The sequence below is a fragment of the Aestuariivirga sp. genome, assembly GCF_044238155.1.
In the GTDB taxonomy this organism is placed as follows: Bacteria; Pseudomonadota; Alphaproteobacteria; order Rhizobiales; family Aestuariivirgaceae; genus Aestuariivirga.
In genome coordinates this window covers 1-12,545 of sequence record NZ_JBIIDX010000108.1, presented here as the reverse complement: position 1 = coordinate 12,545, position 12,545 = coordinate 1, and the positions used below count along the sequence as shown (strand labels likewise).

The 12,545-nt window shown below is 62.3% G+C and carries 15 protein-coding genes, 1 other RNA gene and 1 pseudogene; 6 read left to right on the top strand and 11 right to left on the bottom strand.

Annotated features, from left to right (window positions below; all coding sequences use genetic code 11):
- Both ACILRN_RS11810 and ffs read right to left on the bottom strand, forming a co-directional pair.
- Positions 1–270: pseudogene (locus ACILRN_RS11810) on the bottom strand (DNA polymerase III subunit gamma/tau); the annotation flags it as partial.
- Between the two features lie 81 nt (positions 271–351).
- An RNA gene (gene ffs, locus ACILRN_RS11805) (signal recognition particle sRNA small type) lies at positions 352–448 on the bottom strand.
- Positions 449–566: 118 nt separating this feature from the next.
- Between ffs and ACILRN_RS11800 the strand changes: the two genes are divergently transcribed.
- From ACILRN_RS11800 to truA, 4 genes are read left to right on the top strand one after another with little or no spacing between them, the layout of a single operon-like run.
- Entirely contained in the window at positions 567–818 is a 252-nt protein-coding gene (locus tag ACILRN_RS11800) for a hypothetical protein (RefSeq protein WP_395688532.1), read from the top strand.
- A gap of 45 nt (positions 819–863) precedes the next feature.
- Positions 864–1,382 carry a peptide deformylase gene (def, locus tag ACILRN_RS11795; protein WP_395688531.1) on the top strand — a complete coding sequence of 173 codons (519 nt, stop codon included), beginning with the start codon at positions 864–866 and terminating at the stop codon, positions 1,380–1,382.
- A 3-nt stretch (positions 1,383–1,385) separates the two neighbouring features.
- Positions 1,386–2,291, top strand: coding sequence for a methionyl-tRNA formyltransferase (gene fmt, locus ACILRN_RS11790; protein WP_395688529.1), 906 nt, complete (start codon positions 1,386–1,388; stop codon positions 2,289–2,291).
- The gene (gene truA, locus ACILRN_RS11785) at positions 2,291–3,043 is read left to right on the top strand and encodes a tRNA pseudouridine(38-40) synthase TruA (protein ID WP_395688528.1); all 753 of its coding nucleotides are present in this window, start codon (positions 2,291–2,293) and stop codon (positions 3,041–3,043) included. Before fmt ends, truA begins: the two co-directional genes overlap by 1 nt.
- Here truA and dapE read toward each other — a convergent pair.
- From dapE to rpmH, 9 genes are all read right to left on the bottom strand, one after another.
- Positions 3,022–4,194 (bottom strand): succinyl-diaminopimelate desuccinylase, encoded by a 1,173-nt coding sequence (gene dapE, locus ACILRN_RS11780; RefSeq protein ID WP_395688526.1) that lies wholly within the window; start codon positions 4,192–4,194, stop codon positions 3,022–3,024. The genes truA and dapE overlap by 22 nt on opposite strands.
- Before the next feature lie 23 nt (positions 4,195–4,217).
- Positions 4,218–4,571: a DUF805 domain-containing protein gene (locus ACILRN_RS11775; RefSeq protein WP_395688525.1), complete on the bottom strand. Its 354-nt coding sequence runs from the start codon at positions 4,569–4,571 to the stop codon at positions 4,218–4,220.
- 84 nt (positions 4,572–4,655) lie between these two features.
- Entirely contained in the window at positions 4,656–5,492 is an 837-nt protein-coding gene (gene dapD / locus ACILRN_RS11770) for a 2,3,4,5-tetrahydropyridine-2,6-dicarboxylate N-succinyltransferase (protein ID WP_395688523.1), read from the bottom strand.
- Positions 5,493–5,545: 53 nt separating this feature from the next.
- Complete coding sequence (locus ACILRN_RS11765) at positions 5,546–6,244, bottom strand: pyrimidine 5'-nucleotidase (protein ID WP_395688521.1); 699 nt, start codon at positions 6,242–6,244, stop codon at positions 5,546–5,548.
- On the bottom strand, positions 6,241–7,131 hold the full coding sequence (gene argB, locus ACILRN_RS11760) for an acetylglutamate kinase (protein ID WP_395688520.1): 891 nt from the start codon (positions 7,129–7,131) through the stop codon (positions 6,241–6,243). The genes ACILRN_RS11765 and argB overlap by 4 nt, the downstream gene beginning before the upstream one ends.
- A gap of 55 nt (positions 7,132–7,186) precedes the next feature.
- The gene (gene yihA, locus ACILRN_RS11755) at positions 7,187–7,828 is read right to left on the bottom strand and encodes a ribosome biogenesis GTP-binding protein YihA/YsxC (RefSeq protein WP_395688518.1); all 642 of its coding nucleotides are present in this window, start codon (positions 7,826–7,828) and stop codon (positions 7,187–7,189) included.
- Complete coding sequence (gene yidC, locus ACILRN_RS11750; RefSeq protein WP_395688516.1) at positions 7,825–9,612, bottom strand: membrane protein insertase YidC; 1,788 nt, start codon at positions 9,610–9,612, stop codon at positions 7,825–7,827. The genes yihA and yidC overlap by 4 nt, the downstream gene beginning before the upstream one ends.
- The gene (rnpA, locus tag ACILRN_RS11745; RefSeq protein ID WP_395688514.1) at positions 9,609–9,965 is read right to left on the bottom strand and encodes a ribonuclease P protein component; all 357 of its coding nucleotides are present in this window, start codon (positions 9,963–9,965) and stop codon (positions 9,609–9,611) included. The genes yidC and rnpA overlap by 4 nt, the downstream gene beginning before the upstream one ends.
- 19 nt (positions 9,966–9,984) lie before the next feature.
- The gene (gene rpmH, locus ACILRN_RS11740; RefSeq protein ID WP_111198758.1) at positions 9,985–10,119 is read right to left on the bottom strand and encodes a 50S ribosomal protein L34; all 135 of its coding nucleotides are present in this window, start codon (positions 10,117–10,119) and stop codon (positions 9,985–9,987) included.
- A gap of 236 nt (positions 10,120–10,355) precedes the next feature.
- Between rpmH and ACILRN_RS11735 the strand changes: the two genes are divergently transcribed.
- Both ACILRN_RS11735 and ACILRN_RS11730 read left to right on the top strand, forming a co-directional pair.
- Positions 10,356–11,147 (top strand): TVP38/TMEM64 family protein, encoded by a 792-nt coding sequence (locus ACILRN_RS11735; RefSeq protein WP_395688512.1) that lies wholly within the window; start codon positions 10,356–10,358, stop codon positions 11,145–11,147.
- Positions 11,144–12,545 (top strand): dihydrolipoyl dehydrogenase family protein (locus ACILRN_RS11730; protein WP_395688510.1); only part of this gene is annotated, 1,402 nt, incomplete at its 3' end. The genes ACILRN_RS11735 and ACILRN_RS11730, both read left to right, overlap by 4 nt.

Sequence of the window (12,545 nt, the reverse complement as noted above, 5' to 3'; positions counted from 1 at the left end):
CTCGCAGTGCGGCCCGAAGACCGGCATGTCAACAGTGGGTTTGTCGCCATAGTTCAGGGCGCGAGCAATGAGGCGGGCCGTGGTCGTCTTGCCCACGCCACGCACGCCGGTGAGCATGAAGCCCTGCGCGATGCGGCCAGCTGCAAAGGCATTGGTGAGGGTGCGCACCATCGCGTCCTGCCCGATCAGGTCAGGAAAGGTGCGCGGGCGGTACTTACGGGCAAGAACGCGGTAGCCTGAGGCGTTCGCGCCATTCTGCGTCTCGTCCATGGCGGGCTTCCGCGGGGTAACTTGACTTGACCCAACCCCGACCGCAAAGCGATAGCCGCCTTGCCGGTCTGGAGCTGACGGGTGGGAGGCTGGACGGGCAACCCGTTCCATTCTCGTTAGGGCTGCTTCCTTCCGGACCTGACCCGGTTGGCGAGCGGCACGTCCGCCGCCAACCTCCCGAGCCCGTATATGGGCGGTCAGGCCAGAAAAGGCAAGCCGCTTGCCAAGACTGCAAAGGAATAGCATCCTGCGGCTTGATACACCCGGCCGGGGCCGGTTTTCCTGAGGAGTATGCCATGGCAGTCAGAACGGCCCTCGCGGGCTTGGTTGCGCTCCTGATCGCGCCCAGCGCAGCGCTGGCGGCCGACAGCGGCAGCAACGTGGCTCCAGCCGAGCCCTACGCGATCGAGAAGGTCTGCAGCGATGGCAAGTATGGCTGCACGGTGCGCATGATCTATCCGACTGGCACATCCGCAATGGTGGTGCATCCGGGCAGCTATTGGTATGAAAAGCCATCGCGCCAGGGCGTCGTGACGGTCCGGAACTGAGCCGGCTCGATTGACCGGCTCGGGCCGGTTGACTAAGTGTCAGCCATGTCACTTCTTCCCATCGTAACGCTTCCGGACGAGAAGACCCTTCGTCAGCAGTCGCAGCCTGTGGCATCGGTGGATGCCGATGTCAGGAGACTATGGGACGACATGCTCGAAACCATGTACCACGCCCCGGGCATTGGCCTGGCCGCGATCCAGATCGGGGTGCCGAGGCGGTTGCTCGTGATCGATCTCGCAAAGGATGGTGAGGAGCGGAAGCCCCTGTTCGTCGCCAATCCGGAAATCACCTGGGCCAGCCAGACGGCAAACGACTATGAAGAAGGCTGCCTCTCGATACCCGAGTTCTACGAGATGGTCACGAGACCCGCAGAGATCAGGCTGCGCTACCTTGACCGCGAGGGCGAGCCGCGGGAACTGCACGCCAACGGGCTGCTGGCCACGTGCCTTCAGCATGAGATCGACCATCTCAACGGCGTATTGTTCATCGACCACATTTCAAGAATGAAGCGCGAGAGGGTGATCAAGAAATTCCAGAAGGCCCAGAAGCTCGGAAAGCTCTGAGCCATGCGGCTTGTCTTCATGGGAACGCCAGACTTCGCGGTCGCGACCCTGAAAGCCCTCATCGAAGCCGGTCATCACATTGCCTGTGTCTATTCGCAGCCGCCGCGACCGGCCGGGCGGGGCATGGCGGAACGGCCCTCGCCGGTCCATGCCCATGCCGTATCCCTGGGGATCGAGGTACGAACGCCGCTGACACTGAAGGACCCCGCCGAGCAGGCCCGCTTCGCAGCCCTTGGGGCTGATGCCGCAGTGGTCGTCGCCTATGGCCTGCTGTTGCCAAAACCCATTCTCGAGACCCCGAAAGGCGGCTGCTTCAACGTCCATGCCTCGCTGTTGCCGCGCTGGCGCGGTGCAGCGCCCATCCAGCGCGCGATCATGGCTGGCGACAGCATCACCGGTGTCAGCATCATGCGCATGGAAGAAGGGCTCGACACCGGCCCAGTGTGCCATACCGGCGACATCGCCATCACACCCGATACGACTGCGCAGTCGCTTCATGATGAACTTGCGATACTCGGAGCACGGCTGATGGTCGAGGCGTTGGCAGATCCCGCTCTCGTCTGCCGGCCACAGCCGGCAGACGGCGTGACCTACGCCAGCAAGATCAGCAAGGCAGAAGCACGCATCAACTTCGCCCGGCCAGCTGTTGCAGTGCGCAATCACATCCATGGGCTCGCGCCATTTCCTGGGGCATGGTTTGAGATCGGGGGGACGCGCATCAAGGTGCTGCTTTGCGAAACCGCCGAGACACGCGGCACGCCGGGAATGTTTTGTGATTCCCGCCTCACCGTGGCCTGTGCATCAGGCGCCGTGCGGTTGCTGAGGCTCCAGCGCGAGGGCAAGGCCGCCATGACCGCAGAGGAATTCCTGCGGGGCTTTTCCGTGCCGGCAGGCAGCGTGGTGGATTGATGGTGCGCTACAGGCTGACCATCGAGTATGACGGTGGCCCCTTCACAGGCTGGCAGTCACAGGCAGGTGGAAGCTCGGTGCAGGACGTGCTCGAACGTGCCGTTGCCGTGATCAATGGCAAAGCCGCAACAGTACATGGTGCGGGCCGTACCGATGCCGGCGTGCATGCGCTGGCCCAGGTGGCCCATGTCGACCTCGAAAAGGACTGGGACACGTTCAAGCTCCGCAATGCCCTTAACGGCAACATGCGTGGCAAGCCAGTGGCCGTGCTGGAGACAGAACGCGCTGCAGATGATTTCCATGCCCGCTTTTCCGCTACCCGCCGCTACTACCTCTATCGGATTCTCAATCGCCGGGCGCCTCCCGCCCTTGATGCCGGCAAGGTCTGGTGGCTTCCTGCCGATCTCGACGCGGATGCAATGCACGAGGCCGCACAGCATCTGGTGGGCAAGCATGATTTCACCACCTTCCGCGCGGCGCAATGCCAGGCGCAATCTCCCGTCAAGACACTCGACCGCCTCGATGTTGCGCGATATGGCGAACTGATCGAGATCCGCGCCGACGCACGGTCCTTTCTTCACAACCAGGTGCGCTCGATGGTAGGGTCGCTGAGACTCGTCGGCGAAGGCAAGTGGCGGGCCGCCGACGTCAAGGGGGCCCTTGCAGCGCGTGACCGGTCAGCCTGCGGCCCCGTTGCACCTCCCGAGGGGCTTTACCTTCTCCGGGTCGGCTACAGCGCAGAGGAAAAGTAGTCGGCTATGATGCGGCCATAGACGCTCTGTGTGGCCCGCAATTCGTCGATGGCAATACGCTCGTCGACCTGGTGAATGGTCGCGTTGGTCGGGCCAAACTCCAAGACCGGACAGAAGTTCTTCACGAACCGCGCATCGGAGGTTCCACCACTGGTCGACAGCCGCGGTACGATGCCGGTGGCCGCAGCCACGGCGCCCTGTACGAGACTTACGAATGGTCCGGCGGTCGTGATGAAGGCGTCCGCTCCCTTGCTGACCGAAACGGACCACGCTCCACCCACCTCGGCGCGCACGACCGAAATTTGGGTATCGACCCATGTCTGCAGCGAGGCAAAGCTGTGTTCAGTCGAAAAGCGGATGTTGAACTTGGCCTCGGCGCGCGACGGAATCACGTTGCCTGCCGGATTTCCGACATCAAAACTGGTGACGGCCAGGGTGGACGGGTCGAAATGGGCATTGCCACCGTCGAGCTTTGCAGTGGAAATGCGGTCGATCAGGCGCGCCAGCTTGGGTATGGGATTGTCTGCCTTGTGCGGATAGGCGGCATGACCCTGGCGTCCCTCGACCCTGACCAGGAAACTCATGGACCCACGCCGCCCGATCTTGATCGTATCACCCAGCCGGTCGACCGAGCTTGGCTCTCCGACGATGCAGTGATCCGGAATGTGGCCATTGGCGCGCATCCAGTCCAGAACCTTGGCCGTGCCATTGATGGCAGGGCCTTCTTCATCACCGGTGATCAGGAAGGAGATCGACCCAGTCAAGCCGCCCGCACCCCGGAGATAGTCTAGCGCCGCTGCCGCAAACGCTGCCACGGAACCTTTCATGTCGCAGGCGCCACGGCCGTAGATGAAGCCATCGGCGATTTCGGCGGCAAAGGGCGCGTACGTCCAGTTCTCCGCCGGGCCTTCGGGCACTACATCGGTGTGACCAGCAAAGCAGAGGTGTGGCGAGCCCGTTCCGATACGGGCGAAGAGATTGACAACATCCGGCGTGCCGTCTTCGCGGAAGGTGAGGCGATGACAGCGAAAGCCATGGGCAGAAAGCAGGTTCTCGATACAGGTGAGGGCGCCACCCTCGGCGGGCGTCACGGACCTGCAGCGGATGAGCTCCTGGAGCAGCGGAACGGGATCAGAGGGGGTGTTCTTCATCGTGGACGACGGCACCGCCCGCCTCAGCCGGCCAGCGGATCGGAGCCAAAGTCATTGGGGCCGTCCGTTCCCCTCAGGAAGCCACACTCGATCAGCATCCAGAGGCCTCCGATGACCGGAACAAGCACAATGAGCGTCCACCATCCGGATTTGTTGCGATCATGCCAGCGTTTTGCATAAACCGCTATATACGAATAGATTGACAGAATGCTGACGACCCCGCTCACCAGGCCATAGCCATGTTCATAGAAAGTGCCAAGCATGACATCGATCAGCATGGCCACGAGACTGATCACGAACAGGGCCAGCAAGCTCAGCCAATAGGTCTGCCGGCCAATACGGCCATCGAAACTGAAGAACAGATATTGCCAGTCCATCCTGCTCACTCCCATATGGTCAGCGCGATGCGACGCGATCGCAACCGGTACTATGAAGGAGAGGCGGGCGAAGGGAAAGGGGTCTCAGTCGCGCAGCAGCTCGTTGATCGAGGTCTTGGAGCGGGTCTTCTCATCGACCCGCTTGACGATCACCGCGCAATAGAGCGAGGGCGCCGGCGAGCCATCGGCATAGGGCTTCTGTGGCAGGGAGCCCGACACGACCACTGAATAAGGCGGCACCTTGCCCATGTGAACCTTGCCGGTATCGCGCTCGATGATCTTGGTCGACTGGCCGATGAACACGCCCATCGAGATCACCGAGCCCTCGCCCACCACCACGCCTTCAACAACCTCCGAGCGGGCGCCGATGAAGCAATTGTCCTCGATGATGGTGGGGCCCGCCTGCATCGGCTCCAGAACGCCGCCGATGCCGACACCCCCGGAGAGATGCACGTTCTTGCCGATCTGGGCACAGGAGCCGACCGTGACCCAGGTATCGACCATGGTGCCAGTGTCCACATAGGCACCGAGATTGACGAAGGACGGCATGAGAATGGCGCCCGGCGCAATATAGGCCGACCGGCGTACAACACAGTTGGGCACAGCGCGGAAGCCGGCTGCACGAAAGTCCTTCTCGCCCCAGCCATCGAACTTCGAGGGCACCTTGTCCCACCAGTTCGAACCACCTGGGCCACCGGAGATCATGGTCATGTCATTGAGCCGGAAGGACAGCAGCACCGCTTTCTTGAGCCACTGGTTGACGTGCCAGTCCTGCCCCCGCTTTTCGGCGACGCGCGCCTTGCCGCTGTCGAGCAGATCGAGTGCGGCCACAACCGCATCTCTCACCGGCCCACGGGTATCGAGGTTGATCTTGTCCCTGCCCTCCCAGGCCTGTTCGATGGTGCTCTGAAGGTCGCTCATGGCATGTCTCCCGCTGATCTCATGCTGGCTTTCGCCCAAAATGCGCCGGCCGGTCAAGTCCGGCCTTTGAGACGCAGGGCAAGATCGGTCAGAAAGGCCGGAAGGTCGTCCGTGACGTGGTGGATGTGCTGCTGCGCCGCTCCACCCGAGGCGCGGTTCAGGTGTTCAGCGTCGGTATTGTCCGGGCTCACCACGAGAACCGTCGTCATGCCCAGCGCATGTGGCACTTCCAGATTGCGGGCAATGTCCTCAAACATGGCCGCGCCCTCAGGCCTGATCCCGGTCTGGCGGATGAAGGCACGGTAGGGCTCTCCCCCCGGCTTGGGGATGAAGTCTGAATGCACGATGTCGAAAATATCGCCGAAGTGATGGGTGATGCCGATCCGGTTCAGCACCTTTTCGGCATGGGCTACCGTGCCGTTGGTGAAGATCAGCTTGCGGCCAGGCAGCGCATGAAGCGCCTCGTCGAGCTGAAGGTTGGGGGGCACGGGCGAGTGATCGATATCATGCACATAGTCGAGGAAATCGTCTGGCACGATGCCATGATCGGTCATCAGGCCGCGCAGCGTTGTGCCATATTTGTAGAACATGTCCTTCTGACGCCGCTTGGCCTCGGGAAGGTCGACGCCAAGCAGTCTGGAGACGAACTCGCCCATCCGCACGTCGATCTGGTCGAACAGCCGGCAAGACGCCGGATAGAGCGTGTTGTCGAGGTCAAACACCCAGCTGTCGACATGGGAGAAACCCCTCATGCGTCAGCCCGCGAGATGCGGGTGCCGACGCCATACCTGGTCAGCAGTTCGAGAAGCACCGAATGCGGCACGCGGCCGTCGAGAATGATGACGCCCTCGACACCGGACTCCACCACCGCCGCAGCACTCTGCACCTTGGGGATCATGCCGCCGGTGATCGTTCCGTCGGCGATCAGGCCCGGCAGATTCTCCACTGTGAGTTCGCTGATCAGGTTCTTGTCCTTGTCGAGGACGCCCGCAACATCAGTGAGCAGAAGAAGGCGCTTGGCGCGCGTTGCCGTGGCGATGGCGCCCGCTGCCGTATCGGCGTTGACGTTGAAGGTTTCACCTCCGAGGCCCACGCCGATAGGGGCGATGACCGGAATCGAATCGCTGCGCATGATGGTTTGAAGGATATCGGTATTGATGAGCACCGGTTCACCGACGAAACCGAAATCCACCTCAACCGTCTTGCCGGTCGTGGGATCAGTCGTTGTCTTGGTGAGTCTCTTGGCGATCATGAGATTGCCATCCTTGCCGGAGATGCCGACGGCACGGCCGCCGGCCTGCTGGATCGAGGCGACGATCGACTTGTTGATAGCGCCCGAGAGCACCATCTCCACCACCTCCATGGTTGCCTGATCAGTGACCCGCAAGCCCTCGCGGAACTCGGGCTTGACCTCCAGCTTGTCGAGCATGCGGTTGATCTGCGGTCCGCCGCCGTGAACCACAATCGGATTCAAGCCACATACCTTGAGCATCACGATGTCGCGGGCAAAGCGCTGGGCGAGCGATGGATCCACCATGGCGTGACCACCATACTTCACCACGATGATCTGATCGTCATAGCGCTGCAGGAAAGGCAGCGCCTCGGAAAGAATTCTAGCCGTTGTGCTGAGATCATCCATATAAGTCGCCCCCGAAAGATCAGCCCAAGCGCCTTACAGGACAATGGAGCGAGATTCAAAGGGTCTCGACAAGCCCGGCAATCTCCGCCCGCAGTTCGGCAATGCCCGCCCCGGTCTCGCTCGAGGTGGCATGAATGCCCGGGAAGGCGGCGGGATGCTTGCTGATCGCTGCAGCAACCTTTTCCATGACCCTCGTGCATTCCGAGGGCTTGATCTTGTCGGTCTTGGTGAGCACCACCTGATAGGTGACGGCGGCCTCGTCGAGCAGGGCGAACATCTCTTCATCGGCCTTGAGAATACCGTGGCGGGCATCCACGAGCACGAAGGCTCGGGTCAGGCCCGGGCGGCCGCGGAGATAGGCCCTGAGCACAGCCTGCCAGGCCTTCACCTCCGATTTCGGGGCCTTGGCAAAACCATAACCCGGCATGTCCACCAGCGTGAGCCTGCCATTGACATCGAAAAAATTCAGTTCGCGGGTGCGCCCGGGTGTGTTCGACGCTCGTGCGAGGCCATTGACGCCGGTGAGCGCATTGATCAGCGAGGACTTGCCCGCATTGGACCGGCCGGCGAAGGCGATCTCGATGCCACGCACCTCCGGCAACTGCTCGAGCCGCGCAACCCCCAGCAAGAAGCGGGACGGGCCGCCGAACAGACGGCGGCCCGCATCGATCTGTTCCGGGGCAAAGCCCTCACTCACCCGGAGGCTTTCTTCTTGAGAAAAGGCAGGCTGTTGCGGATGTTGCCCAGAAAGTCGATCTCGACGCCGTGTCGCTTCATGATCAGCGATTGCTGCGCAATCGACAGCGTGTTGCTCCATGCCCAGTAGATCACGAGACCTACCGGGAAGGTTCCCAGCATGAAGGTGAAAATTACTGGCATCCAGTTGAACAGGCTCGCCTGCACGGGATCCGGGGGTGTGGGGTTGAGGCGCATCTGCAGCCACATGGTGATGCCCATGATGATGGGCCAGACGCCAATCATCAGCATGTGAGGAGGCGTCCAGGGAATCAGGCCAAAAAGATTGAACAGGCTCGTCGGGTCAGGCGCCGAAAGATCCTGGATCCAGCCGAAGAATGGCGCATGCCGGAGCTCGATCGAGGTAAGAATGACCTTGTAGAGCGCAAAGAAGATCGGGATCTGCACGACAACCGGCAGACAGCCCGACAGGGGCGAGACCTTCTCGCGCTTGTAAAGCTCCATCATGCCCTGCTGCTGCTTCATCCGGTCATCCGGATATTCCTGCTTGAGACGTTCCATCTCGGGCTGAAGCTTCTTCATCTTGCTCATCGAGGCATAGGACTTGTTGGCCAGCGGAAACACCGCAGCCTTCACCAGCACCGTGGCCAGGAGGATGGCGACACCAAAATTGCCCACCATGCCGTTGAGCCAGTCAAGAAGATAGAAGAACGGCTTGGTCAGGAAGTAGAACCAGCCCCAGTCGATCATGTAGTTGAACCCGTCGATCTGGTGGCGCTGCTCGATCGCGTTGATGGTTCTGACCACCTTGGCGCCTGCAAAAAGCCTGTCGGTATGCGACAGCGAAGCGCCAGGCCCGACCGTGAGAGCATCACGCGCCAGATAGTCTGTCTGATACAGGTCACGGCTTCCGAGCTTGGTATGCAGGAAGCTCGCCGTCACAGGCATCTTTTGGTCGGGAATGACGGCGGCCGCCCAGTACTTGTCGGTGAAACCCAGCCAGCCGCCAATGCTGTCTGCCTTCTCGGGCTGCTGCTGCTCGGCAATATCCGAATAGTGGACTTCACGAAGACTGCCATCAATCCAGCCCAGCATGCCTTCGAAAAACACCCAGTATCCCTCGACGTAAGGTGTATCCTGGCGCTGGATACGGGCATAGGGAACGACTGCGACTGGCGCTGGCGACCTGTTGGTCACCGTCTGGGTGACAGTGAACAGATATTGATCACTGATCTCGATCTTGCGGGTGAACAGGAGGCCCTCGCCATTGTCCCACGTCAGCGTGACGGGACTGGACTCGCTCAGCAACGCGCCCGCAGGCGCACTCCAGACAGTATCCGGGCCCGGAAGTTTCGCTGTGCTGCCAGCCACGGAAACCATGCCCTGTTCGGCGAACAGGGCGTTGAGCGTGCCGCTCGGCGAGAGAAACGTGATGGTGGGGCTCTTGGGGTCAATCGTCTCACGGTAACGCAACAGATGCAGATCATCGATCATCGCACCCTTGAGATTGATTGAGCCCGACACGAATTCCGTTTCGATCTTGAGCCGCGGCGTTGCAGCCAGCGCATCCTCCCTGCTCGCCACAGCCGAAGCCCCGCCCGCACCCGGCACCGCACCACCGGCTGCTGGCGCCGTCTGGCCCTGTGTGTCCTGCTGGGTCTGGGCAGTCTCAGTCTGGGCAGTCAGCTGCTGCTGAAGGGGTGCTGCATAGAAATACTGCCAACCGAAAATGATCAGCATGGAGAGGACGATGGCAAGAATGAAATTCTTGTTGTCGTATTTCATTGTGTTCCCCTGTCCGCCGGCGTCGGTGCGGTACGGTGCAGTCTCTTCAAGGCCGAGCCCAGATCGCGTTCCAGCTCGGGAAAGGTCCGCGCGGCGCTGGTGTCGCGGCCGATCAGCACGTAATCATGGCCAGGCCGGGCTACACTTTCCAGATGCAGGCTAGCCAGAGCACGCAGGCGCCGTTTGATGCGATTGCGGACCACCGCATTGCCGAGGCGCTTGGTGGCGGTAAAGCCGACCCGTGCCGGCCCGTCATCACCTCGCGCGCGCATCTGAACCACCACGCCGGGCGTTGCCGCATAAAGCGCCCGTGCGGCGGCAACAAAATCCTGCCGTCGCTTCAGGCGCTGCATGTCAAATTGAACCCGGCGCTCAGGCCGAAAGGCGCTTGCGGCCCTTGGCACGCCGACGGGCAAGAACATTGCGGCCACCCACCGTTGCCATGCGTGCGCGAAACCCGTGACGGCGCTTGCGGACAAGCTTGGACGGCTGGTAGGTGCGCTTCACGATCGTTACTCCGTTTTCGGCAATTGTGCCAATAAGTTCATGTATTTAGAATGTCTAATCCAGACAGTCGCCCGGCCGTTGGGCCGGGTCAGTCTCAATTTCGCCGGGGCTTATGCGGGAAAAGCATCGGGAAGTCAACGCAGGCCGGGGGCCTGCCGGCGCTGAAGTTTGCTCACGAACCGGTGATCCCCCTATCGCTGGCAGCCGGGATGGTTCAAGGGAGGATCCGATTTCGCATGACCGACCCTGATACTTCGCCCGCCTCCCTGCCCCGCCCTCCCGCCAGGCTGCGCCGGTGGCTTCCCCTGCTGAGCCTGCTGCTGCTGGCCGCGGCAGGATATGGATTCGGCCTGCACCACTATCTCTCGTTCACCGCACTGGCCGAGCACCGCGACCTTTTGCATCGCTGGGTGAACCAACAGCCTGTCGCCGCACTGGCCGCCTTCATGCTGCTTTACATCACGATGGTCGCGTTGTCGGTTCCGGGCGCCAGCGTGATGAGCGTGGCGGGCGGACTGCTGTTCGGCTGGGCCGTGAGTGTGCCTGCAACCGTCATTGCAGCAGTTTGCGGCGCAAGCATCGTGTTTGCCGTGGTCAAGACATCCCTTGGCGCCGCCCTCGCCGAACGCGCCAGTCCGCTGGTTGAGCGTCTTGCCCGAGGATTTGCCGAGAATGGCTTCAGCCTGCTGTTGTTCCTGCGCCTGACGCCGGTGTTTCCATTCTGGGCGGTGAATGCCGTGGCGGGACTGAGCCGGATGCCCTTCCGTACCTTTCTGGCCGCGACCGCGCTTGGCATCATTCCCGCCTCCTTTGCGTTTGCACTGATTGGAGCAGGACTGGACCGGACACTTGATGAACAACTCGCCGCCTACAGCGCCTGTGTCGCCACCCGGGGCGCTTCCGCCTGTGGCGTCAGCCTCGATGCATCGACCCTGCTGTCGCCGGAACTAGGCTGGGGCTTTGCCGGCCTCGGCCTGGTGGCCTTGCTGCCGCTGCTGCTGCGCTTCGCGAAGAGGCAATCGCTGTGACGCATACCCGTTTCGACATTGCGGTGATCGGTGCAGGCGCGGGTGGCCTCACGGTGGCCGCTGCGGCTGCACGGCTCGGACAGCAGGTGGTGCTGTTCGAAAGGTCCACGATGGGTGGTGACTGTCTCAACACCGGCTGTGTTCCATCGAAGGCGCTGCTGGCGGCTGCCGGGCGGGCACAGGCGATGCGCCAGGCGAGGCAGCTTGGAATAACACCAGTCGAGCCCGAGATTGATTTTCAGGCCGTGCAACGGCACGTGCACGGGGTGATTGACGCCATCGCGCCCCATGACAGCGCGGAACGCTTCGAGGCGCTTGGCGTCAGTGTCGTGGCGGCCGAGGCCCGCTTCCTCGACACGCGCACACTCGAGGCAGACGGCCGCCAGTTCACGGCGCGGCGCGTGGTGATTGCCACCGGATCCCGACCGGCCGTTCCCGATATTCCCGGGCTTGCCGATGTGCCCTATCTCACCAACGAAACGATCTTCTCCATCACCAAGCTGCCACGACATCTGATCATCATCGGGGCCGGTCCCATGGGCCTTGAACTGGCCCAGGCCCATCGCAGACTCGGCGCGCGCGTCAGCGTCGTCGATTCAGGCGAAGCGCTGTCCCGCGATGACCCCGAGCTCGCTGCGCCCGTGCTTGCCGCATTGGCCGAAGAAGAAGTCCGGATTACCTCGGGTGCATCCATCTCGCGGATCAGCCGGGAGGGAGAGGAAATCAGCGTCCATCTGGCGGACGGGAGCGCGATTTCAGGCTCACATCTGTTGCTCGCCGCAGGTCGGCGCCCCAATGTCGAATCGCTCGCTCTCGAACGGGCGGGGATCGCTGTCTCGGCAAAGGGCATTACCGTGAGCCCCGGCCTCAGGACAACCAATCGGCGCGTCTACGCAGTGGGCGATGTGGCGGGCGGCCATTTCACCCACGAGGCAGCCCATCAGGCGGGCATCGTCATCCGGAACGCCGTGTTCGGCCTGCCGGCGCGGAACCGGGCCGCGATTGCGCATGTCACCTACACCGACCCCGAACTGGCCCAGGTGGGCCTCACGGAAGCAGCAGCCCGGGCTCGTCACGGCTCCGGCGTGCAGGTCCTGCGCTGGCCATTCAGCAGCAACGACCGCGCGCTTGCCGAGGCAAGCAGCACTGGCCTGGTGAAGATCATCACCGGACGGCGGGGGATCATTCTCGGCGCCGGCATCGTGGGCCGGCACGCGGGCGAATTGATCCAGCCATGGGTGCTGGCTGTCGATCGCGGCCTGAAGATCGGTGCCATGATCTCACCCGTGCTGCCCTACCCCACGCGAGGCGAAGCGGGCAGGCGCGCCGCGCTGGAATATTTTTCCGCACTTGCATCCAACCCGCTGCTGCGGGCCGTAATACGGGTGGTTAAATTCA

What these genes read in the sequence shown, in the direction of transcription:
- ACILRN_RS11800 (WP_395688532.1), top strand. Translation starts at nt 567, where the DNA reads ATGGCAGTCAGAACGGCCCTCGCGGGCTTGGTTGCGCTCCTGATCGCG.
- def (WP_395688531.1), top strand. Translation starts at nt 864, where the DNA reads ATGTCACTTCTTCCCATCGTAACGCTTCCGGACGAGAAGACCCTTCGT.
- fmt (WP_395688529.1), top strand. Translation starts at nt 1,386, where the DNA reads ATGCGGCTTGTCTTCATGGGAACGCCAGACTTCGCGGTCGCGACCCTG.
- truA (WP_395688528.1), top strand. Translation starts at nt 2,291, where the DNA reads ATGGTGCGCTACAGGCTGACCATCGAGTATGACGGTGGCCCCTTCACA.
- dapE (WP_395688526.1), bottom strand. Translation starts at nt 4,194, where the DNA reads ATGAAGAACACCCCCTCTGATCCCGTTCCGCTGCTCCAGGAGCTCATC.
- ACILRN_RS11775 (WP_395688525.1), bottom strand. Translation starts at nt 4,571, where the DNA reads ATGGACTGGCAATATCTGTTCTTCAGTTTCGATGGCCGTATTGGCCGG.
- dapD (WP_395688523.1), bottom strand. Translation starts at nt 5,492, where the DNA reads ATGAGCGACCTTCAGAGCACCATCGAACAGGCCTGGGAGGGCAGGGAC.
- ACILRN_RS11765 (WP_395688521.1), bottom strand. Translation starts at nt 6,244, where the DNA reads ATGAGGGGTTTCTCCCATGTCGACAGCTGGGTGTTTGACCTCGACAAC.
- argB (WP_395688520.1), bottom strand. Translation starts at nt 7,131, where the DNA reads ATGGATGATCTCAGCACAACGGCTAGAATTCTTTCCGAGGCGCTGCCT.
- yidC (WP_395688516.1), bottom strand. Translation starts at nt 9,612, where the DNA reads ATGAAATACGACAACAAGAATTTCATTCTTGCCATCGTCCTCTCCATG.
- rnpA (WP_395688514.1), bottom strand. Translation starts at nt 9,965, where the DNA reads ATGCAGCGCCTGAAGCGACGGCAGGATTTTGTTGCCGCCGCACGGGCG.
- ACILRN_RS11735 (WP_395688512.1), top strand. Translation starts at nt 10,356, where the DNA reads ATGACCGACCCTGATACTTCGCCCGCCTCCCTGCCCCGCCCTCCCGCC.